The sequence below is a fragment of the Nannocystis pusilla genome, assembly GCF_020073745.1.
Classification (GTDB): domain Bacteria; phylum Myxococcota_A; class Polyangia; order Nannocystales; family Nannocystaceae; genus Nannocystis; species Nannocystis radixulma.
On sequence record NZ_JAIRAU010000015.1, the window covers coordinates 182,322 to 203,944 of the forward strand.

Sequence of the window (21,623 nt, forward strand, 5' to 3'; positions counted from 1 at the left end):
TCGATCGAACATGCTGCCGGGGACACGCGCTTCAGGTGGCCTGGGCGGCGATCCAGCGGTAGACCGACGGGCCCATGCCTCGCATGAGCTCGGGGTCGGGCTCGAGCGCGTCGACGCGGGCGAGCTCGCCGTCGGCCGAGAGCACGTAGAGGTTGCGCGGCGCGGTCGGGGGGAGCAGCAGCTCGAGGCTGAACTCCTGGTCGTCGCGGCTGTGGAGCAGGAGGTCGCCGTCGTCGTCGATCGCCAGGGCCCACATCGGCACGCCCTGAAAGCGCTCCATGCCGGCCGACGAGACGCGCACGATCTCGCCGGCGACCAGGCCGCCGACATCGGCGCCGCCGTCGGTGACGCAGGTCCAGGCGAGGTAGCGGGCGTTCGGCGAGGCGACCGGCGGCTGGGCGCCGGCGCACGGGGCCTGCTCGGCGCTGAGCAGCTCGAGGCCGGCCTCGTCGACGCGCAGGGCGGCGCCGCGGGTGGTGGCGAACAGCACGGCGCGGCCGTCGACGCTGGTGCGGGTGAACAGCTCGCTGGTGTCGCCGATCAGCGGGCGACCGACGTGCTCGCCGGTGGCGAGGTCGTAGCGGCGGATCACCAGGCCCTCGCGGAAGACGTAGTGGCGCGGGGAGATCGCGGCGATCAGGCGGTCGGCGTTGTGCCACGCCGCGCCCGCCGGCACGGCGCACGCGAACGCCGGCTCGCCGGCGACCCAGCGCCACACGTCGCAGGCGCCGGCGCCGGCGAGGCTCAGGGTGCGGCCGTCGGGGTCGACCACGGCGAGGCCGCAGCTGGGGCCGGGGCCGGCGCAGCGGGCCCGCGGCAGCCGCAGCAGCGGCGCGTCGGGCAGGCGCGCCTCGCCGAGGGCGGTCAGCGCGGGGACGGCGTCGTAGCCGTGAGCTGGCCGAGGGTACCTGAGCGCAAGGACATGTCCTCCCGGACCTGGCCGTAAAACCCCGTTCTCCGGGACACCTTGTACGGCGAACACGACCGGCGCGTCGGCGGCGCCGACGGCCCCCCAGACCTCGGCGCAGCCGACCGGCAGCGGCCAGGCGAGCGGCACGACGGCGCCGGTGTCGCTCGCGCTCGGGGTGGCGACGCGCGGGCTCAGCGGGACCAGCTCGAGCGCGGCCGGGCAGCCGGCGGTCCACCACAGCGCCCCGCCGGCGGGGGCGAAGCCGGCGGCGTCGGGGGCGAGGCCGGCGGGCAGCGCGAGCGGCAGGGTGCGCTCGCCCGCGAGGTCGACGTAGCCGGCGCGGAGCGAGCCGAAGCTGTCCCCGAGTTCATGTTGCCAGCCGCCGTCGGCGGCGCGGACCAGCGCGCCTTGACCGCGCGGATCGAGCTCGACGACGAGGGGCAGCACCTCGGCTTCGGGGCCCGGATCGGCGGGCAGCAGCTCGCGCTCGACGAGGCGGCCGGCGTCGTAGATCGTCAGGGTGCGGGCGCCCCCCTTGTCGCGCTGCGACGCGATCCACACGGCGCGCGCGTCGACCGTGGGCGGGCCGCAGGCGACCAGCAGCGCGAGGATCAGGGCCGTCCCGCCCGCTCGGGCCCGCCAGCTTTGCGGCCCTCCGCGCAGGTCCTCGTCCGGGCGCGCGTACGGGGTCGCCGCTTGTGACTTCACTCCCCCGCCTGGTGTCGCCGCGGCCACCACCCCCAGGGTAGCAGCCTTGCGCGCCCGATGCGGGTTTGGCAGGCTTCGCGCCTCATGTCCGGCGACCCCAAAGACCCTGATTACGACGATACCGAAGGCGACCTCGAGCCCGGCGAGCTGATGTTCGACGAGGGCGACGAGGACGAGGAGGGCGCAGCCTCGGCCGAGGAGATCCAGGAGGCCGCCCAGGCGATCGAGCTCGTCACGCTGCCGGTCTCGTGCACCAACGAGGGCAAGGGCGCGCCGCTCGGCATGGGCATCCAGCGCTTCTGGGCCCAGGAGCTGGCCGAGGCCGGGGTCAAGGCCGCGGCGCCGGTGTTCACGGCGATCCAGGAGCAGAACGGCCGCCGCGCCCCGGCGCTGATGATCTTCCGCGAGCCGTGGACCGACGAGCGCGCGCTCGAGGGCATCAACCGGTTCGCCAACGCCAAGTTCGGCCTGGCCACCGACATGTTCGCGCAGGAGGAGAAGGTCACGCTCACCGCCCGCCTGGTGGCCGTGAAGCCCGGGCCCGCGCTCGAGACCGTCGACACCTTCACCGCCGAGACCACCGCCGAGCAGCTGCCCGGCGAGGTGTTCGTGCTGACGCAGAAGATCGCCGCGGCGCTCGGCAAGTCGGTCGAGAAGCAGACCTGGCAGGACGCGTTCGGCACCGCCAACGTGCAGGCGATCATCTCGTTCCTGGTCGGCCTCGGCAACCTCAGCGCGCTGCAGGGCCGCTGCGTGCCGACCACGTCCGACCAGCTGCTCTCGCCCCTGATGGACGCGCTCGGCCGCGCGCCCGAGATGGACGTGACGATGCAGGCGCTGCACGCGATGACCGACATCCTCATCGCCGGCCAGCCCGACCAGGCCGCGATCCCGCTGTCGGTGCAGGCGCTGTCGATCGCGGCGCAGAAGCGCAAGACCGACCAGGGCGCGTGGCACCACCTCGCGCTGGTGCTGCGCCGCGTCGGCGACCTCGGGTCGGCGGTGCAGGCGTTCCAGCAGGCCATCAACCTCGGGCCGCAGAACGCCGCGGTCGCGGCCGGCTTCGTCGACACCCTGCGCGCCGCCGGCGACCTCGAGAACGCGCTCAAGGTGGCCCAGTTCGCAGTCGAGAACGGCAACGAGGGGCCCATGGTCATGGCCCAGCTCGGCAGCCTGCTGATCGAGAACGACCAGTTCGACGAGGCCGAGCCGTTCCTCCGCCGCGCCGTCGAGGAGGGCAAGGTCCCCAGCGCCTACGGCGACCTCGCCAACGTGCTGTGGGAGACCACCGAGGAGGACCCGAAGAAGATCCAGGAGGACCGCGACGAGGCGCTGGCCCTGCTGGCCCAGGCGATCGAGCAGCCGACGATCGCCAAGAGCACGCTCGACATCCTGCTCGACCTCCACGAGGAGGAGAAGCTCGAGAAGGCGACGGTGCTGATGCTCCGCGCCGCCGAGAAGCACGCCGAGAACGCGACCGTGCTGCGCTACGTCGCCAGCATGTACCTCGAGGGCGACGAGCCGTCGCGCGCGCGCCCGTACCTCGACGCGATCCTCAAGCTGCAGCGCCGCAGCCTCGACGACGACGCGTTCGCCCGCCGCGCGATCCTCACCCTCGACGTCGACAACTTCGAGGACCGCTACGACCAGGCGATCGACTACGTGCGCTCCGGCGACCCGCAGAAGCACCTCGCGGCGGCCAAGTTCCTGCGCGAGATGATCGGCCGCGACCCGCGTTACTGGCAGCCGCACCTGATGCTGGCGCTGGCCGTGCGCGACAGCGAGGGCGACGCCTCGGCGCTGTCGCACCTCAACGACGCCGTCCGCCTGCGCCCCAACGACGCCGAGATCCGCAACCTCATGGCGGCGATCCTGCGCAAGCAGGGCCGCGCGCGCGAGGCCGTGGAGCACCTGCGCGCGGTCGTGGCGATCAACCCGCGCGAGATCGAGCCGGTCGTCAACCTCGCCTCGGCGATGCGCGACGCCAACATGTTCGAGGAGTCGCGCCAGGTCTGCACCGCGGCGCTGCAGATGATCCCGGACCACCCGGAGTTCAAGCGGATCCTCGACAGCCTGCCGCCGCCGCGGCAGCGCCAGAACTAGCCGGAATCGCAGTTCGGCGGCCCGCGTGGCCGAGCCTGACGACGCGCGTGTCGGAGCTGTCCGACCGCGCGTCGTCGCACGTTCGCCGGCCGCCGCGGCTCCAGGCGCAACGCCGTTTCGCCACGGATGTCGTGAGCGAGGGGCGGCCGGGGCAGTGGTGCCCCGGCGCGAAGTGGTTTTAGCCTTGTGGCTACCGAAACTTGTCCGCACGCCGGCGGGCGTGAGACTGACAGTGAGGCCCGGCGGGGCGACGGCCAGCAGGCCTTTTGAACCGGAGAACCAACCAATGCGAGTCCTTAATAAAGTTACGAGTCTGTGTGCGGTCCTCGGCGCGGCGTGGACCCTGGCGCTGCCCCAGACCGCCGAGGCGTGCGGCGGTACGGCGTGCGACGGCGGGATCCCCAACTCGATGCCCGTCAACCAGGACGGCGAGAACGTGCTCTTCGTCCTCAATCAGAACGAGGTCGAGGTCCACATCCAGATCAGCATCGACCCCGACACCAACGCGCAGAAGTTCGCGTGGCTGATCCCGATCCAGGAGGTCCCCGAGTTCGAGGTCGGCTCGCAGCCGCTGTTCGACGCGCTGCTGCAGTCGTCGGTGCCGGTCTACCAGCTCAACCAGACCTTCGAGCAGTGCGGCGAGGACGGCATCTCCGGCGGGCTGTCGTCGGGCTCCAACGGCGATCCGGGGGCGGGCACCGACGCCGGCGGGTCGACCAGCGGCGCCGACACCGACGGCGGCGAGGATCCGGTGCTGCTCAAGACGGTCGCGGGCGCGTTCGAGATCGTGGTGCTCGAGGGCGCCAACATCGATCCGATCAAGACGTGGCTGCTCGACAACGACTTCCAGTGGATCGAGGGCTCGGACGAGGTGCTGCAGCAGTACCTCGACGAGGGCCAGAAGATCGTCGCGCTCAAGCTGGCGTCGGGGGCCGACGAGGGCGACGTGCACCCGATCGTGCTGCGCTACCCGTCGAACGAGAACTGCTTCCCGCTCCGCCTCACGCGCTTCGCGTCGGTCGAGAACATGGACATCCGCGTGTTCCTGCTCGGCAACGCCCGCGCGGCGCCGAGCAACTACCGCCACGTGCTGGTCAACCCGCTCAAGATCGACTGGCTGAACTTCGCGGCCAACTACAAGGAGGTCATCACCAAGGCGGTCGACGAGCTGCAGGCCGACGGCCTCGCGTTCGTGACCGAGTACGCCGGCCCGTCGGCGGTGCTGCAGCAGTTCTCGTTCAACGTGTTCAACCCGTCGTGGAACGAGGCGGTGTTCGTCGGGCTCGAGCCGCAGTCGGTGATCGACACGCTCAACAACCAGGGCCTGACGAGCTGCTGGGAGCCGGGGTTCTGCTTCTACAACCACCCGCTGATCGAGGGCATCCTGGCCGACTTCCTGCCGCCGCCCGACGGCGTCGCGCCGGAGGAGTTCTACGGCAACCTGGCCGCGTACGTCGACCAGATCGATCTGATGCTGTGGGGCGACGGCAGCGGCTTCTCCACCGCGCTGAACGACCGCATCATCGCGCCCGGCGTGCACGCGCAGGAGCTGATCGACAGCTACGAGTACCTGACGCGCATGTACACCGTCATCTCGCCGAACGAGATGATCGCGGACCCGATCTTCCACATCAACCCGGACCTGGGGGACGTCGACAGCTTCCGCCCGGCCACCGAGTACAACCTGTGCGACGGCAACAGCGTGGTCACGCTGCCCGACACCCGCGAGATCTTCGTGCCCAACGGCGCGCCGTGGCCGGACTTCATCGGCGAGATGTGGTGGGCCGAGGAGATCCAGCAGGTGGCCCTCAAGGGCAAGCCGATGCACCTGGTCAACAACACGGCCGCGATCAACAAGAAGATCGAGGAGTGGAACCTGGCGCACGGCTGGCCGCGCTTCCCCGACGACGCGCCGACGACCAGCGCGAGCGACAGCGACACCGACACCGGTACGGGCAGCGATGGCCCGGACTCGGCCACGAGCGGCGGGCAAGACGACGCCAGCGGCTGCGGCTGTCGCAGCGAGGGGAGCGGCGGCGCGGGCGTGCTCGCGCTGGCCGGCCTCGGGCTGCTGGCGGCCCGCCGGCGCCGGCGCTAGCGCTGCGACAGGTGCGAAGGGGCATGTCCTTTCGCACCTGTCGCCGAGGACATGCCTGAACGGGCATGTCCTCGCGGACCGGCTCAGAAGTCGATGACGATCGAGCGGGCCGAGGCCTTGGCCGGTCCGTGGTGGACGGCCTCGACGTTGTTGCCCTCGGGGTCGAGGAGGAACGCGGCGTAGTAGCCGGGGTGGTAGGGGCGCTCGCCGGGCTGGCCGTTGTCGCGGCCGCCCGCCTCGAGGCCGGCGGCGTAGAAGCGGTCGACGGCGTCGCGGCTGGTGGCCTGGAACCCGAGGTGGACGCGCCCCGTCAGCTGGCCGGCGGCCTCGCGGCTGTCGCGGGTGGAGATGAACAGTTCGTCGAACCACACGTGGGTGGGGGCCTCGCCTCCCACGGGGATCTCGAGGGCGCCGAGCACCGCGGTGTAGAACCGCTTGGCGGCGGCGAGGTCGGCGACGACGAGCTGGACGTGATCGATGAGTCTGCCGCGATGGAGCTGCATGCCGAACCGTACCCGATCACTCGCGGCGTGCAACATCGCGCGGCGCTAGGCGACGGGCTGGTAGTCGCGGAGGTCGAGCTGACGGGTGCGCAACCAGTAGCTGACCGTAAAGCCAGGCCACAGCGCGGCGGCTCGACCGTCGGCGGTCTGATACCAGCTCTTGCAGCCGCTGGACCACACGGTGCGTCCGAGCTGCTCGTAGAGCTCGCCGGCGAAGGCGCTCTGGACGTCGGGGCGGACGTCGAGCGCACGCAGGCCGCGGTCTCGCAGGGCCAGGATGCACTGCAGGGCGTAGCGGACCTGGGCCTCGATCATGAAGATCATCGAGTTGTGCCCGAGGCCGGTGCCGGGGCCCATGAGGAGATAGAGGTTGGGGAAGCCGGACACGGTGATCCCGAGGTAGGTCTCGGGGGTGCCGCGCCAGTGCTCGTTGAGCTCGACGCCGCCGCTGCCGACGATCCGCAGGGCCGACAGGTAGTCGGTGGCACGGAAGCCGGTGCCGAAGATGATGGCGTCGACCGGGCGCAGGACGCCGTCCCGCGTGCGCACGCCGGTCGGCTCGACGCCCTCGATGGGGTCGGTGACGAGCTCGACGTTGGGCCGCGTCATCGCCGGGTAGAAGTCGTTGGAGATCAGGATCCGCTTGCAGCCCATGCGGTAGTCAGGCGACAGGCGCGCGCGCAGCTCGGGGTCGGGCACCTGGCTCGCCAGGTGCCTGCGCGCGAGCGGCTCGACGAAGCGCATGAGCCTGGGCCGCAGGAAGGCGAACGCGCGCGCCTCGTGCTGCCAGTAGAGGCCGTTGCGCACCAGCCGCTGGAGCGCGGGGACGCGAGCGTACACGCGGCGCGCGACCCCGCCGATCGGGTGGTCGGGCTTGGGCACGATCCACGCGGGGGTGCGCTGGAACAGGTAGAGCCGCCGCACCCGCGGGGCGATCTGCGGCACGAACTGGATCGCGCTGGCGCCGGTGCCGATGACCGCGACTGTCTTTTGGGACATGTCATAGTCGTGGTTCCAGCGGGCCGAGTGAAAGGTGGTGCCGGTGAAGCTGTCGCGGCCCGCGAGGTCGGGGTAGGCGGGCAGGTGCAGGGCGCCGTTGCCGAGCACGAGGGCGCGCGCATTGAAGGACTCGCCCGACGTCGTGCGCACGCGCCAGCGACCGGCGGCGGCGTCGAACTCGGCGGCCTCGACCTCGGCGCCGAAGCGGATGTGCCGGCGGACGTCGTACTTGTCGGCGCAGCGCTCGAGGTAGCTCTGGATCTCCGTCTGCAGCGGGAAGGCGCGGGTCCAGCCGGGGTTCTGCTCGAACGAGTACGAGTAGAGGTGCGAGGGGATGTCGCAGGCGGCCCCGGGATAGGTGTTGTCGCGCCAGGTGCCGCCGACGCGGTCGGCCTTCTCGAGCACCACGAATTCGCGGATGCCGACGCGGCGCAGCTGGATCGCCATGCACAGGCCGGAGAAACCGGCGCCGACGATCACCACGTCGACGGCGCGCGGGCTGGTGGCAACGGGCTCGGACATCGGGCGCAATATACCGCGCGGCGAGCTGCGGGCGAGGCGTCGCGGCGCTACGTCGCGGCGCGGACCTCGGCGGCGAGGATCCGGTCGCGCAGCCGCGATGCCGCGGGCGGCAAGCTGGCGCCGCGCCGCCACATGACGCGGTACGTCACCTGGCCGAGCTCGCGGACGGGGCGGGCCACGGCCCCGCGCGGCAGGCTGCAGATGCCGTTGACGATGGCGACGCCGAGGCCGAGTCCGGCGAGCTGCAGCATCAAGGGCCAGCCGTCGGCCTCGATCGGCGGCGCCGCGTGGCCGGGCAGGCCGGACAGGGCGCGACCGACGAAGTCGCGGTGCGACTGCCCGGGCGGGGCGAGGACGAGGCGCTCGCCGGCGAGATCGGCGAGCCGCAGGCTGCGACGGCGAGCCAGGCGATGCGTGGCCGCCATCGCGGCGCACAGCGGCGTGCGCACGAGGTCGCGGGCGACGAGGTCCTCGGGCACGAGGTCGACGACACCCACGGCGAGGTGGGCCGCGCCCTCGCGCACGGCCTCGACCGCGTCCGGTCCTCCGCGGGTGAGCGGGCACAGGGTCACGTCGGGCTCGTCGCGCAGGAAGGCGCGCACGGCCGGGCCGAGCAGGTAGAGGTAGGCGCCCTCGCCCGCGGCCAGGACGACGCGCTCGCGCCGGGCCTCGCCGCGCAGCTCGGCGAGGAAGCTGTGCGTGCGCGCCAGCTCCTCGCGGGCGAACGCCGCCACGCGCACGCCGGCCTCGGTGAGGCGCAGCTGCCGGCCCTCGCGCTCGTACAGCGCGGCGCCGACCTCGTCGGCGAGGCGGGCGATCCGCTCGAACATGGCGGGCTGCGACAGACCGACGACCTGGGCCGCGCGGGTGAAGTTGAGCGCGTCGGCGAAGGCCACGAACGCGCGCAGGAGCTCGCCGTCGAGTATCGGTACAACCGATGACATATCGCATCATTCTAGTCGACGCCGATAGCTCGCGGGGCCACCTTGGCGGCATGCACCTCGCCGCCGCTCCCCGCAGTTCGGCCACCTGGTGGGCCGAGATCAAGACCGACCCCGCGCGCCTGGTCGCCTGGCTGTTCGCGCAGTACCGCGGCGAGGTCACGGCCGCCGGGCGGATCCTCGACCTGCGCGACGCTCACGCGCAGCCGGGCACCCGGGCCCACCGTCTGCTCACGGTGATCGCGGAGCAGGAGCGCAGCCACGCGGCGTGGGTCGGCGAGCTGCTGCAGGCCCGCGGGTTCGCGCCCGCGGCGGTCGGCGCCGCCGAGGCGCGCTACTGGAAGCAGACGCTCCCGGGCATCGCCGACCTCGAGACGGGCTGCGCGGTGGGGGCTCACGCGGAGCGGATGCGGCTCGCGCGGATCGAGGCGATCGCCGGCGACCCGGCGGCGCCTGCCGGCATCCGCGAGGTGTTCGCGCGGATCTTGCCGCAAGAGCGCTTCCATGAGCGCGCATTCCGCTCGCTGGCGACGCCGGACAGCCTCGAGGCGACGCGCGCCGCCCACGAACTCGGCCGGGCGGTGCTCGGGCTCGAGGCGTGAGGCGAAACCGTATCTGTCCGTGAGGACATGTTCTTTTGCGCTCGAGCGATCGGCGGTGGCCGCGCCGCGAACTGAACGTGTTCGCGAGGCGGAAATTGCCGGCACATGCGCTGTCAGAAGCTCGATGGTTCGAGGAATTTCGTCCGCCTGTATCGTATCCAGTGTGCTCCTGTTGGCCTGCGGAGGGGGCTCGAATACCTCTTCCGACACCGACACTGCCGCCGTCGAATCGACGACGACGAGTTCGTCGCCGGCGACGACGACCGCCGAAGCGACGAGCTCGCCGACGCCGACGTCGACCGCGACGACGGAGGCGACGACCGGTCCGACGACGACCGGGACCACCGGCGAGGACGCGTCGACGGGGACGACGGAGCCCGGTCCGGCGGAGTGCGGCGACGGTGTGATCCAGCCGGGCGAAGCGTGCGACGACGGCAACCTCGTCCCCGACGACGCCTGCAACCACCTCTGCGAGCCGGCGAGCTGCGGCGACGGTGTCGTCCAGGCGGGCGAGGAGTGCGACGCCGGCGGCGGCAACGGACCCGGGCAGGCGTGCCTGGCGAATTGCAAGAGCAATGTGTGCGGCGACGGCGACCAGGGCCCGGGTGAGGGCTGTGACGACGGCAACCTCGACGACGGCGACGACTGCACCGGCAAGTGCGCTCTGGCGAGCTGCGGCGACGGCATCGTGCAGGACGGCGAGGCGTGCGACGACGGCAACGATGTCGACACCGACGCGTGCACGGGGGCCTGCACGCCGGCGGTCTGCGGCGACGCGATCGTGCAGGCGGGCGAGACCTGCGACGAGGGCGGCGGCAACTCGGACGCGGGCGCGTGCACGGCGGGCTGTCAGACGGCGAGCTGCGGCGACGGGCTGGTGCACGCGGGGGTCGAGCAGTGCGACGCGGGGCCGAACAACGGCCCGAACCAGGCGTGCCTCGCCAGCTGCCTGAACAACGTGTGCGGCGACGGCGATCAGGGCCCCGGCGAGGCGTGCGACGACGGGGCGAACAACGGCGACGACAAGCAGTGCCACGACGACTGCGAGCTCGACGTGTGCGGCGACGGCCTCGACGGCCCGAACGAGACCTGCGACGACGGCAACGTCGTCGGCGCAGACGGCTGCAGCGCGACCTGCCACGCGGAGCTGAAGTGCGGCAACAAGCTGTACAAGTGCGGCAACGGCCTCGACGACGACGGCGACGGCAAGACCGACCTCGACGACCCGGAGTGCACGACGCCGTGCGACGAGGACGAGGGGTCGTTCCAGACCAGCCTGCCGGGGCAGAACCTCGACTGCAAGTCCGACTGCTACTGGGACTCGGACAGCGGCGTCGGCAACGACCAGTGCGAGTGGAACCTCAAGTGCGACACGCAGAACCCGGGCGCGGACATCGGCTGCGGCTTCGACCCGAACCTGAACATGTGTACGGCGAAGGTCCCGCCGCAGTGCCTCGACGTGTGCGTGCCGCTGGTCCCGAACGGCTGCGACTGCTTCGGCTGCTGCCTCGTCGGCGACCAGTACGTCTATCTCAACTCGAACCCGGCGTGCTCGCTCGGCAACCTGGCGGCGTGCAACAGCTGCACGTTCTTCCCGCAGTGCTCCAACGCGTGCGAGCCGGAGCAGTGCGAGCTGTGCTTCGGCCAGGACGTCGACGACCTGCCGCCCGAGTGCGGCGGGATGCCGACGTGCGAGCCGGGCGTCACGGCCTGCGTCGACACGAGCGAGTGCGAACCGCTCGAGTTCTGCCTGACCGGCTGCTGCGTGCCGATCGTGCCGCAGTAGTTCCAGCCTGCACGCATGCGGACGACCGTCGACGCGGGCGAGGGACGAGGCCCCCGCGGATGAGGGCGAGACGCGACGACGGGGGCGTCGCCCTTGGAACGCGCGCGAGCGGAGCGGTCTCAAGCGCGAGGACCCGACATGATACGCGCATTCGTTCCCGTTCTTCTCGCCCTCACGGTCGCCTGCGGCGGCGCTGCGAGCGGCGGTAAGGTCGAGCAAGCCATAGCGATCGCCAAGGAGATCCGCGCCAAGCCGGACGAGGCGGAGAAGATCCTCGGCGAGCACAAGCTGACGGTCGAGCAGTGGGAAGACTTGATGTACGAGATCGCCGGCGATCCCGCGATGGCGGGGCAATTCGAGGCTGGCGTGCAGAAGTGATGGCGAACCGAGGAGACAATCCCATGCGACAGTGGATCATCTACACACTCGCGCTCGGCCTCGGCGCCGCGCCGCTCGTCGCTCACGCGGCCGCACCCGCGAGCGAGGCGAGCGACGCCGCCGGCGATCGCCGCACCCCCAACGAGCGGATCCGCGGCGCGCTCGCGCTGCCGCTGAAGGCCCAGGAGCTGCGCAAGGCCGGCGCGGGCGAGGCCGAGGTCAAGGCCGGCTTGAAGGCGGCGAAGGACAAGAAGGTGCGCGCCGACGATGCGGCGGAGCTGCTCGAGGAGGCGGCCAAGGCGACCCGCGAGCACGGGCCGGTCGACAACTTCGGCGCGTTCGTGCAGTCGAAGCTCGACGCCGGCCTGCGCGGGCGTGATCTCGCGGCGGCGATCCGCGAGGAGCACGCGGCGCGCGGCAAGGGCAAGGCCAAGGGTGACGGCAAGGGGCCGCCGGACGGCAAAGGGCCGCCGGACGGCAAGGGACCGGCCGAGGCCGGGGCTCCGGACGAGGGCAAGGGGCCGCCGGACGGCAAGGGGCCGCCGGACGGCAAGGGACCGCCGGACGGCAAGGGACCGCCGGACGGCAAGGGGTCCGACGACAGAGGGCCGGAGGGCGCCGCCGCGGAGGGCAAGGCCGCGAGTGACAGAGGACCCGAGGGCAAGGGGCCGCCGGACGGCAAGGGACCCGAGGACAAGGGCGCCGAGGGCAAGGCCCCGGAGAACAAGGGCGCCGACGGCAAGGCCGCCGACGACAAGAAGCCGGAGGACAAGGGCAAGCCGGAGGCGAAGCGCAAGTGAGCCTGTCTTGAAGGACAGGTGGCGGGCATCGGCTCAACCTGGCTGAATGGACAGGTTGAGCCCAGTGCTCAGGTCGCTCGTACGCGGTGGCCTGGCCGCGAGCGACCTGGCTCAAGCGCCAGGCGAGTACCACACCGGGCTGGTCCAGGCGCGCTCCTGGAGCGTGCGCGGGATCGTCGGATCGCTGCACGCGGGCGGGCGGGCGTCCTCGGCGATCGTGAGGCAGTCGCGCCAGCTCCAGCGGCACACGGGATCCTCGACCACGCGCACGTAGTAGAAGGCGGGGCGCTCGGGGTCGAACTCCGGGTCGCGCCAGAGGCCGCACAGCAGCGGCGAGCCGCGCTGGTCGGCGCTGCAGGTGGCCTCGTCGACGGTCGAGCCGTCGGGGCCGCCGGCGACGTCGACGACGGTGATCTGGCCGACGCCCTGGGCGTCTTGCCAGCCCTTGATCACCTGGATCCGCTCGAGCAGCGAGCCCGGGGCGCCCTCGCTGCCGGGGTCCATCTGCGCGCTGACGGCGATCACGGGCCCGTCGTCGCCTGTCCGATCGGGCAGGGTCGCGCCCATCGGCACGCCGCCGGCCGCCTCGGCCGCGCCGACGAAGTCGCCGCTGTCGCACAGATCGTCGGCGAGGTCCCAGCCGGCGAACACGCGCACGGCCATGCGCGGCCCGCTGGTGCCGTAGACCTCGCGGCGGCGCAGGGCGTCCCAGAGCGCCTCGCGGCTGTTCTCCTCGGCCCACACGGCGGTGAGGCCGCCGGGGCCGTTGCGCGCGCCGGCGGGGACGTTGCCGGTGAGGCGCGTGACCGGGTCGCTCTCGCGCTTGCCGAAGTGACCGGGGTAGCTGGCCTCCTCGACGTTGCCGGGCGTGCCGTTGTGGGTGTCGGTGCCGGCGATGACGCCGAGGCGGAACGGGTTGACGCCGAGGCGCTGCTCGGCGCCGAGGCCGGCGAGGAGGATCCCGCGCAGGAAGTCGAGGCGCGACACGCAGCCGCGGCCGACCATGCCCTGGCTGCCGGTGCCGTCGCCGCAGTCGTCGAACGGCAGCGCGCGCAGCTTCTCGAAGTCGCACAGCTCGTCGGGCGGGCCGAGGCCGGCGACGCCCGGCGAGCACTCGGAGTCGCCCTTGTGTTGGTAGATCTCGAGCAGCGGCTCGAGATCGGCGCGGACCTCGGCGAGCTCGGTCTCGTCGCCGCCGGCGGGGATCTCGGGGGTGAACAGGTTGCCGTTCGACCAGTTGCTGTTGTGCGGGATCGCCAGGACCTCGCAGCCGGGCAGGCTGTCACGGCAGTCGCCGAGCAATCGCTGCCACAGCTCGCCGGCGGTCGGCGCCTCGAAGTGCGAGACCGGCAGGTCGGGCACGCGGCTGCTGCGGAAGATGACGTTGCGGTGGAGGTTCGACAGCATGCGCGAGCCGGACCACTCGTAGGCGACGAAGCTGGTGAACTCGCAGGCGGCGCTGCGGTCGTAGGCGGCCTCGGCGGCCTCCTGCACGCGCGCCCACACGGCCCCGATCCGGGCCGGGCAGTCGAGCGCCCCGTCGCCGCACAGGTCGCCCCAGCGCATGGCGTCGTCGCCGTCGAGGCCGAGGCCGAAGCTCACGAGCGCGGCGGCCGAGCCGGCGCGGAAGTCGGTGCAACGCGGCGAGTCGTAGACGGCCGAGCCGGGGGTGGTGCAGCCCTCGACCTCGGCGAGGTACTCGGAGTGGTCGGTGACGGCGGCGAAGTCGAGCGGGCGCGCCAGCTTGAGCCCCGCGACCTCCTCGCCGCGGGCGAACCGGTAGGCCCCGGCCGGGTCGGTGCGCACGTCGTTGATCCAGGCGTCGAACGAGTACGAGGTGTGGACGTGGAGGTCGCCGAAGTAGAGGTTGCGCTGCGGGTTGCGCTCGGCGCACGGCTCGCGCCGGTCGACGAACGGCTCCGGCTCCGGACGACAGGCCGACTGGCTCATCAGGCATGTCCATGAGGACATGGTGGCGAGGACATGGCGGAGAGGACCTGTGCGAACGGGCAGTCGGGTCATGCGGGGCTCCAGAAGGCGAGGACGCGCTCGAGCGTCCAGGCGACCGCGAGGCCGCCGAGGGCGAGCGCGGGCAGGGCGGACAGCGGGGCGGCGAGGCGGGCGGGCGCGGCCGCGAGGGCGCGGCGGGCGAGCGCGGCGAGGGCGAGCACGACGGCGGCGGCGAGCAGCTGACCGAGCTCGACGCCGGCGTTGAAGGCGAGCAGCGCGGGCACGGCGGCGTCGCGCGGGAGGCCGATGTCGGCGAGGGCGCCGGCGAAGCCGAGGCCGTGCAGCAGGCCGCAGGCGGCCGCGAGGCGCCAGGCCGCGGCCCCCGAGGGGCGCTCGCGGCGGGCCAGGGCGCGGGCGAGGAGGATCAGCGAGACGGCGATGCACGCCTCGACCGGCGGCTGCGGGAGGACCAAAACGCCGAGGGCGGCGAGCGCGAGGGTGAGGCTGTGCGCGGCCGTGAAGGCCGTGAGCGCTCCCGCCAGCCGCAGCGCGGGGCGGACCAGCAAGGCGAGGCCGGCGACGAACAGCAGGTGGTCGGCGCCGCCGAGGATGTGCTCGACGCCGAGCGCGAGGTAGCCCGGCGGCGGGCCCTCGACCGGGGCCAGCGCGACGCTCTGTTCACCTGGCCGAACGACCATGGTCTGAAGGCCAGCACCATGGCGGCGCAGGCGGACGATCAGCTCGCCGCGGTCGAGGTTGCGCACGACGAGCTCGCCGCGCACGCGGTCAGGGCCGCAGTCCGCGCGCAGGCGGCCGGGCGGGGCCGGGAGCGGGCGACAGTGCGCGGGCAGCTCGACGGCGAGGTCGCGCGCGTCCGGCTCGGGCGGGAGCTCGAGCCGACCGTCGAGCCGGCCGCCCTCGGACTCGTCGAGGACGAGGACGGCCGGGCGAAACTCGTGGGCGCTCGCGGGGCGGGTGGCGAGGAGAGCGGCGAGGAGCGCGGCGAGGCGGAGGGGTGAGATGGTCGAAAGGACAGGTGGCGAGGCGGACCGGCCGGGCTCGGAGGATGTGGTTGAAGAGACAGGGGACGCCGGGGCGACGAGGGCGCGAGGCGAGGTGGCCGAAGGGACAGGTGATGGGGCGGGCCGGCCGGGCTCGGAGGATGTGGTTGAAGAGACAGGGGAGGCCGGGGCGACGAGGGCGCGAGGCGAGGTGGCCGAAGGGACAGGCGTGGGGACGGAGCGCCCGGGCGCGAAGGAGGTGGCCGAAGGGACAGGCGACGCGAGGGGGCGCCCGGCGCCCGCGCGGCGCGGCTCGTCCGCGGCGCTCACAGGCCGTGCTCCCGGAGGGCGGCGGCGAGGTCGGGCGGGAGCTCGCGGAGGTCGGCAGGGTCGGCGCGGCGCAGGTCCTCGAGGGCGAGCCGCACGGCCTCGGCGCGGCGCCGCTCGGCGAGGTCGGCCTGCAGGCGGGCGCGGGCGGCCGCCAGGGGCAGCAGCTCGGCGGGGGCGCGGGCGTCGACGCGGACGGCGTGGGCGCCGATCTTGGACTGTACGATCGACCATGTCCCTTCGGGCATGCCCTCGAGGGCAGCCGCGAACTCGGGCCCGAACATGCCGGCGTAGTCGGCGACGGGGCGCAGGCCGAGGCGGCGGGCGTGCGGGCCGGGGTCGCCGAGCCCGGCCGGATCGGCGCCGGCCTCGAGAGCGCGCGCGAACTCGCGGGCGGCGGCCTCGGGCTCCGCGTGGCGACCGCGCGCGGCCAGGATTTGGGTGAGCGCGAGCCGGGCGGGCGCGGTGTAGCGCTGGGGCTCGGCGTCGCGCTGGGCCAGCAGGGCGGCGTCGTCGGCGGGGTCGAGGTCGGCGCTCGATTCGTAGGCGAGGCGCAGCTTCTGGATCAGGCGCCGGCGCACGATCGGGTCGTCGCGGTCGAGGCCGAGGCGCACGGCCTCGCGGACCATGCGCTCGTCGTCGAGGGCCTCGCGCAGGGCCGCCGCCAGCTCGGCGTCGGCGGGCGCGTGGCCCAGGCGAGCGCCGAGGCCCTGGCGCGCGGCCTCCACGCGGGCGAGGTCGACGCGCATGTTCGCGTCGGGGTCGGGGCGCACGCGCGCGTGGAGGGCGAACAGGGCCAGCCCCAAGACGAGGAATTGGACGAGCGGTTCGCGGAGGAGGGCGCGCCAGGTCAACGTGCGCGACTATCCCTCGCGGCCCGCGGCGGCGGCAAGGGCCGGCGAGACCGGCCGGCGTGCGTCAAGGCAGAGGCGGGCCGAGCCGCGTGGGATGCGGGGGCGAAGGGGACTGGCGCGGACGAGCGAGTGGCGTACCATCGCGGCCATGTCACTGGCGGGGCTGGCGAAGGAGACGGTGGCGATCGTCGAGCGCGGGAGTTACACCTGTCCTTCGGGACAGGTGGTGTCGATCGCAAGCGCGGTCGCGGCGGCCCGCCAGGGCACGGTGCTGTACCGTCCGGACGAATTCGACGCGCTGCCGGTGCCGCCCGGGAGCGGCGAGGCGCCGCGCATCGAGGTGTGGGCCGACACGACCGGCGGGGCGGCGCGCAAGCTGGTCGAGCAGGGCGCGGCCGAGGTCGCGGCGCTCAACTTCGCGTCGGCCAAGAACCCGGGCGGCGGGTTCCTCGGCGGGGCCAAGGCGCAGGAGGAAGATCTGGCGCGCTGCTCGGCGCTCTACCACTGCCTGCTCGAGCAGCGCGAGTACTACGACGTGAACCGCGCGACCGCGTCGATGCTGTACACGGATCACATCATCTGGTCGCCGGGGGTGCCGTTCTTCCGCGACGAGCGGCTCGACCTGCTCGAGCGGCCGTTCCACGTCGGGATCGTGACGGCGCCGGCCCCCAACGCGGGCGAGCACCTGCGTCGCAAGGACGGCGGCCGCCCGGCGCTGTCGAAGGCGCTGGCCCGCCGGGCCGAGCGGGTGCTGCGGGTGCTGGCGACGCAGAAGCAAGACACGCTGGTGCTGGGTGCGTGGGGTTGCGGGGTGTTCCGCAACGACCCGGCCGAGGTGGCCCAGGTGTTCGCCGAGCTGCTCCGCTCGACCTACGCGCGGTCGTTCGCGCGGGTGATCTTCGCCATCTACGACAAGAGCCGCGACAAGGGCACGCTCAAGGCGTTCGAGCGGGTGTTCGGCTGACTGTTCGGGCAGGTCGAGGCAGTCCGGGGGCGGGGGGGCAGATCCGCACGTTGCTGCGCGGCGACCCGCGTTCTGGTATCGCTGCGGACGATGAAGGCTCCCCCCAAGTCGACCATCCCCCCGTTCGAAGCGCTCACCGAGAAGAAGTTGAAGGCGCTCGGCCAGAAGCTCGACAAGCTCCTCGACGCCAACGGCTTCAAGCACAACAACCTGCTGTGGAAGAGCACCAACGACGCGTCGGGGCTGTTGTGGCACCTGGCGCGCCACGGCCTGGTGCTGCAGGAGGTCCGCTCCGCCGGCGTGCTGCGGATCCTCGGCGAGCACACCCACGACGTCTCGGCCGCCGACATCATCGCGGTGCTGCGCCGCCTGCCGCCCGACATGGGCGTGCTCGACAAGGGCGAGGCGCGCGAGTGGGCGACGCTGACGCCCGGCATGCTGACCTCGGTCGACGAGCTCGTCACCGCGGCGTACGTCGCCGACCCCGCGGCGGTGCTGGCGGTCCGCGACGAGCTGTCGGAGAACCTGCAGCTGGCGATCGACTTCGTCCGCCGCCGCGCGGGCGAGACGATCCCGCCGGCGTCGAGCGTGACGCTGCTGCGCCACCTGGTGACGCACCACCTGAAGCACGGGCTGGACGGCAACGGGGACGTGCCGTGGATCGAGGGCGGCAAGCGGGTCGAGTTCCGCCTGCGCTCGACGACGGAGGTCGAGCAGCTGGCCTCGCGCTTCGGGGCGTCGTGGGCCGAGGAGGCGCTGGCGTGGATCCTGCCGCGCGTGCAGGAGTTCCGCTCGCGCTCCGGCGAGATCAGCCGCAACGGCCTGGCCGGGCTCAAGCTGGCGGCGCTTTCGGACGTGATCTATCTGTTCGGCGACGGCCACTGGGACACGTGGTCGCTGCTGCACGTGCTGGACGCGCGCTCCGACCCGCCGGCGGCGCTGTTCGCCGCGGCCCAGCAGCTGGCGGCCGAGGGCACGGCGCCGTTCAAGATCGCGGTCGCGCAGCACAGGGAGGTCGAGGAGCCGCGCGCGTCGAGCAGTGACGACGACGACGCCGACGACGGCGACGAGGACGAGTACGCGAGCGACGACAGCGACGAGTACGACGAGTACGGCGGCGACGACGGCGACGGCGACGGCGAGCCGGAAGAGGGCGCGATCGAGGAGGCGAGCGGCGAGGACGAGCGGGTCCGGATGCTGGCGTTGATGTTGACGGTCGTCGGCATCGAGCGGGCCCACGCGGCCGGTCAGGCGATCCCGCCCGAGCTCGACGCGCGCTTCGACCTCGATCGCGTGTACGACAGCGAGGCCGAGACGATCGCGCGGCTCCGCGGGGTGTTGACGATCCTCGGCCCGGCGCGCACCCACGCGATCCTGCGCGCGCAGCTGGCGAAGGAGTTCTGGTTCGGCAAGGTCAGCGCGTTCCTCGACGTGCACTTCGAGCGCGGGCTGGTCGAGGAGGCGTTCGCCCGCCTCGCCGCCGGCAAGTACGCGACCGACGCCGGGCTGCTCGGCTACTGCTCGCCGGCGCTGGTGCCCTACGCGGTCGAGGCGCAGGCGCAGGCGCAGGCGCCCGACATGAAGGCGATGTTCGGCGAGGCGATCCTCTACATGCTCTCGCGCGCGTCGGCTGAGGGGCAGACGTGGGACGTCGCGCTCGACGAGCACATCCAGCTCGATCAGATCCGCTTCAGCCACGGCGGCAGCAAGGTCGATCCGGTGCTGGCGATGCTGGCGAAGCTGCCGCTCGAGCGCTGGGTGAAGGTCGTGACGAGCAACCGCGAGCGCTGCGCGGCCGAGCCGTGGCGGCTGGCGCGGGTGCTGCGGACCGACGCGCCGCCTGAACTCCTGGACATGGTCTTCCAGGCAGTCATGGCGAGGCGGCAGGCGATCGGCTCGGGCTCGCTGAGCGGGGAGCTGCGCAAGTTCGGGCGCGAGATCGTGGCGCCGATCCTGCGGGCGTTCGGCGACGCGCCGGCCGAGAACACGCTCATGAAGGAGCTCGAGCGGGCGCTCGCGCCGGAGGTGTTCGCGGCGGTCAAGGCGGGCCTCGGCAAGGCGGTCGAGACGCCGGAGCAGGAGCTGCGGCGGCTGGCGGCCGAGGTGCCGGGCCCGAAGGTCCGGATCTACCGCCTGCGCCGCGGCGAGGGCGAGCCGGGCGCCGAGACGGTGGCGCGGATCGGGGGCACGCCGCGCGGGGTGGTCGCGCCGCCGGTCGACCGCGAGGAGCCGATGGAGCACGTCATCACGCTCGACCTGGCGCAGTTGCCCGAGCTCGCGGCGCGTTACCCGGGGGCGCGGTCGGTGTCGCTGTACCTGCCCGACCCGCAGACCGGCGAGCGCCACAGCCGCGGCGAGCTGGTGTGGACGGCCGAGGCCGACCTCGACGAGGCGCCGGGCTCGACCAAGGGCGCGGCGACGCTGCGGGTCGAGGCGTTCGACGTCCCCGAGGTCATCTTCGACGAGGGCGGGGCCGACCTCGAGGGCGCGGCCAAGCGCGTGCGAGGGTTCGTCTACTCGTCCCACGGCTACGTCGGCGGCGGCCCGCTGTGGTTGCAAGACGGCGCTCCGGGCGTCGATCCCGACTTCCTGTTCCAGTTCGACGAGGGCCTCTGCTACATCAACCTCGGCGACGCGGGCGTCATGTACGTGTTCGACGGCTACATCGACTGGCAGTGTCACTGAGCCCCTCCAGCCCGAAGTTCTCCAGGGTTTGCGAGGCCACTCTGCGCAAGCGAGTGCGCAGAGTGCGGTCCATCCGCTCGCGCGTTGCTCGACGCTTATGGCGAATACACGGCGAGCCAGGCATCGGCCTCGTTGGCCCCGGCGCTCACCTTGCCGCCAGCGACGATCCGGCCTGACGGCAACACGGCGATCGCATACCCACGATCATCGCCGACGCCACCATCGATGTCCCGGCCCCAACGCAAGTCCCCGTCCGGCGCGAACTTGCACAGGCGAATGTTGACGCCGACGTTCCCAGGGCCATCTCCGATGGTGATGATGTCCCCGTGCAGGTCGATGGCGACCGCACGCGCCACCTGGCCCGTACACCCGGTGCTCGACCAGATCGGATCTGCAGCGCTCGTGAGCCTGCGAACCGTCATCTCCTTCACGTCGTTGCCGGACCCTCCGACGACGATGTCGCCGTTCGAGTCGCGGACGAGCGAGTCAATGATACCCGCCGTCTCCGCCGTCTTTCGGACCCAGAGTGGATCTCCGCCGTTCGCAGGGAACCCGAAGATGGACTCTTCGAAGCCGTTGGTGCCCATGATGTAGCCTCCGACATAGACAGTGTCAGGTCCCACCGCGAGCCCCGGGCCGAGGGGATACAGCGAGTTATTGGAAAAATTGATCGGGTGGTTTGCAGTCCACTTCTCGGCACCCATGGCAGAGTAGCGCCGTGCAAAGACGCCGACACCGTCGGCGGCGACCGCCATCATACCCGCGATCACGACGTCACCGTCCCGGGTGAGCGCGATCCGGGTCGGGTAGACGTCGCCGAGATCATTCTCCCAGAGATCCTCCCAGGTGACGTCGCCCGTGTGTGTCAGGCGAGCGGTCGAGGCCTTGCGAACCTGCGTGTTGGGATCAGGACCGAGCATCGGCGTGAGGGCTCCGGCTGCGAAGATCCCGTCCGCGTTGACAGCCACGCCGAGGATGATGTCCACGGGAGCCGCGTCGTAGGTTTTCGACCAGTTCAAAGCGAGATCTTCGCTGAAGTGGGCGATCCAGCGGTCCGAATTCTGTCCCCCGCCGATGACGATGCCTGCATCACCCTCGATCGCGACGTCCCGGACCTCATCCAGGCCAGGAACACCCGACTTGTACTCCCAGAGGAGTGCCCCCGACTCGGTGCAGTCGTTGTTGCAGCCGTCACCGTCGACCATGTTCCCGTCGTCACAGGCCTCGCCGTCCTCCACGACGCCATTGGGGCAACCGGTGGTCTCGGTCGTCGGCGGAGTGGTCGACGAAGATGTCGTCGGGCCAGTCATTACCGTGGTCGTGGCAACCGTGGTGGTCGACGACTCCGTAGAACTCGCCGTGGAGGCGCTGGTCGACGAATCTCCCCCGTTCGGACTTGGGCAGGCTGTGAGCAAGCCAACGAATGCAAGAAGCGCGGAGTGGTCGATTTTGCGCATGCGCTTTGGACCCCTGGACATCCTAGCAGACCCGG

The 21,623-nt window shown here is 72.3% G+C and carries 16 protein-coding genes; 8 read left to right on the forward strand and 8 right to left on the reverse strand.

Annotated elements, in window-relative coordinates; all coding sequences use genetic code 11:
• Positions 1-31: 31 nt before the first annotated feature.
• The gene (locus K7C98_RS14085) at positions 32-1,645 is read right to left on the reverse strand and encodes a hypothetical protein (RefSeq protein WP_224192156.1); all 1,614 of its coding nucleotides are present in this window, start codon (positions 1,643-1,645) and stop codon (positions 32-34) included.
• Between the two features lie 57 nt (positions 1,646-1,702).
• Here K7C98_RS14085 and K7C98_RS14090 point away from each other — a divergent pair, with 57 nt between their 5' ends.
• Complete coding sequence (locus K7C98_RS14090; protein WP_224192157.1) at positions 1,703-3,721, forward strand: tetratricopeptide repeat protein; 2,019 nt, start codon at positions 1,703-1,705, stop codon at positions 3,719-3,721.
• Positions 3,722-4,007: 286 nt separating this feature from the next.
• The gene (locus K7C98_RS14095) at positions 4,008-5,819 is read left to right on the forward strand and encodes a DUF2330 domain-containing protein (protein WP_224192158.1); all 1,812 of its coding nucleotides are present in this window, start codon (positions 4,008-4,010) and stop codon (positions 5,817-5,819) included.
• Between the two features lie 83 nt (positions 5,820-5,902).
• Here K7C98_RS14095 and K7C98_RS14100 read toward each other — a convergent pair whose 3' ends face one another.
• Genes K7C98_RS14100 through K7C98_RS14110 form a run of 3 tightly spaced genes read right to left on the reverse strand, consistent with a single transcriptional unit; the run spans position 5,903 to position 8,787 of the window.
• Positions 5,903-6,322, reverse strand: a complete 420-nt coding sequence (locus K7C98_RS14100) for a VOC family protein (RefSeq protein WP_224192159.1) — start codon at positions 6,320-6,322, stop codon at positions 5,903-5,905.
• 45 nt (positions 6,323-6,367) lie between these two features.
• On the reverse strand, positions 6,368-7,843 hold the full coding sequence (locus K7C98_RS14105; RefSeq protein WP_224192160.1) for a flavin-containing monooxygenase: 1,476 nt from the start codon (positions 7,841-7,843) through the stop codon (positions 6,368-6,370).
• Between the two features lie 47 nt (positions 7,844-7,890).
• Entirely contained in the window at positions 7,891-8,787 is an 897-nt protein-coding gene (locus tag K7C98_RS14110) for a LysR family transcriptional regulator (RefSeq protein ID WP_224192161.1), read from the reverse strand.
• Positions 8,788-8,837: 50 nt separating this feature from the next.
• Between K7C98_RS14110 and K7C98_RS14115 the strand changes: the two genes are divergently transcribed.
• The 4 genes from K7C98_RS14115 to K7C98_RS14130 all read left to right on the forward strand — a co-directional run bounded on the left by K7C98_RS14115 (position 8,838) and on the right by K7C98_RS14130 (position 12,350).
• Positions 8,838-9,386, forward strand: coding sequence for a hypothetical protein (locus tag K7C98_RS14115; RefSeq protein ID WP_224192162.1), 549 nt, complete (start codon positions 8,838-8,840; stop codon positions 9,384-9,386).
• A 163-nt stretch (positions 9,387-9,549) separates the two neighbouring features.
• Entirely contained in the window at positions 9,550-11,172 is a 1,623-nt protein-coding gene (locus K7C98_RS14120) for a DUF4215 domain-containing protein (RefSeq protein WP_224192163.1), read from the forward strand.
• 138 nt (positions 11,173-11,310) lie between these two features.
• Positions 11,311-11,550, forward strand: coding sequence for a hypothetical protein (locus K7C98_RS14125; RefSeq protein WP_224192164.1), 240 nt, complete (start codon positions 11,311-11,313; stop codon positions 11,548-11,550).
• Positions 11,551-11,573: 23 nt separating this feature from the next.
• Positions 11,574-12,350, forward strand: coding sequence for a hypothetical protein (locus K7C98_RS14130; RefSeq protein WP_224192165.1), 777 nt, complete (start codon positions 11,574-11,576; stop codon positions 12,348-12,350).
• Positions 12,351-12,461: 111 nt separating this feature from the next.
• On the opposite strand, the gene K7C98_RS14135 is transcribed toward K7C98_RS14130, so the two are convergent.
• From K7C98_RS14135 to K7C98_RS14145, 3 genes are read right to left on the reverse strand one after another with little or no spacing between them, the layout of a single operon-like run.
• Positions 12,462-14,321 carry a DUF3604 domain-containing protein gene (locus K7C98_RS14135; protein ID WP_224192166.1) on the reverse strand — a complete coding sequence of 620 codons (1,860 nt, stop codon included), beginning with the start codon at positions 14,319-14,321 and terminating at the stop codon, positions 12,462-12,464.
• A gap of 47 nt (positions 14,322-14,368) precedes the next feature.
• The gene (locus K7C98_RS44775) at positions 14,369-15,631 is read right to left on the reverse strand and encodes a HupE/UreJ family protein (RefSeq protein ID WP_224192167.1); all 1,263 of its coding nucleotides are present in this window, start codon (positions 15,629-15,631) and stop codon (positions 14,369-14,371) included.
• Entirely contained in the window at positions 15,628-16,482 is an 855-nt protein-coding gene (locus tag K7C98_RS14145) for a peptidyl-prolyl cis-trans isomerase (RefSeq protein ID WP_224192168.1), read from the reverse strand. Before K7C98_RS14145 ends, K7C98_RS44775 begins: the two co-directional genes overlap by 4 nt.
• Positions 16,483-16,630: 148 nt before the next feature.
• Here K7C98_RS14145 and K7C98_RS14150 point away from each other — a divergent pair, with 148 nt between their 5' ends.
• Both K7C98_RS14150 and K7C98_RS14155 read left to right on the forward strand, forming a co-directional pair.
• Positions 16,631-17,446: a TIGR02452 family protein gene (locus tag K7C98_RS14150; protein ID WP_224192169.1), complete on the forward strand. Its 816-nt coding sequence runs from the start codon at positions 16,631-16,633 to the stop codon at positions 17,444-17,446.
• Positions 17,447-17,536: 90 nt separating this feature from the next.
• On the forward strand, positions 17,537-20,131 hold the full coding sequence (locus K7C98_RS14155; protein WP_224192170.1) for a hypothetical protein: 2,595 nt from the start codon (positions 17,537-17,539) through the stop codon (positions 20,129-20,131).
• Between the two features lie 95 nt (positions 20,132-20,226).
• Here K7C98_RS14155 and K7C98_RS14160 read toward each other — a convergent pair whose 3' ends face one another.
• A complete protein-coding gene (locus K7C98_RS14160) occupies positions 20,227-21,588 on the reverse strand; it encodes a hypothetical protein (protein ID WP_224192171.1) in 1,362 nt (453 codons plus the stop codon).
• Positions 21,589-21,623 lie beyond the last annotated feature (35 nt).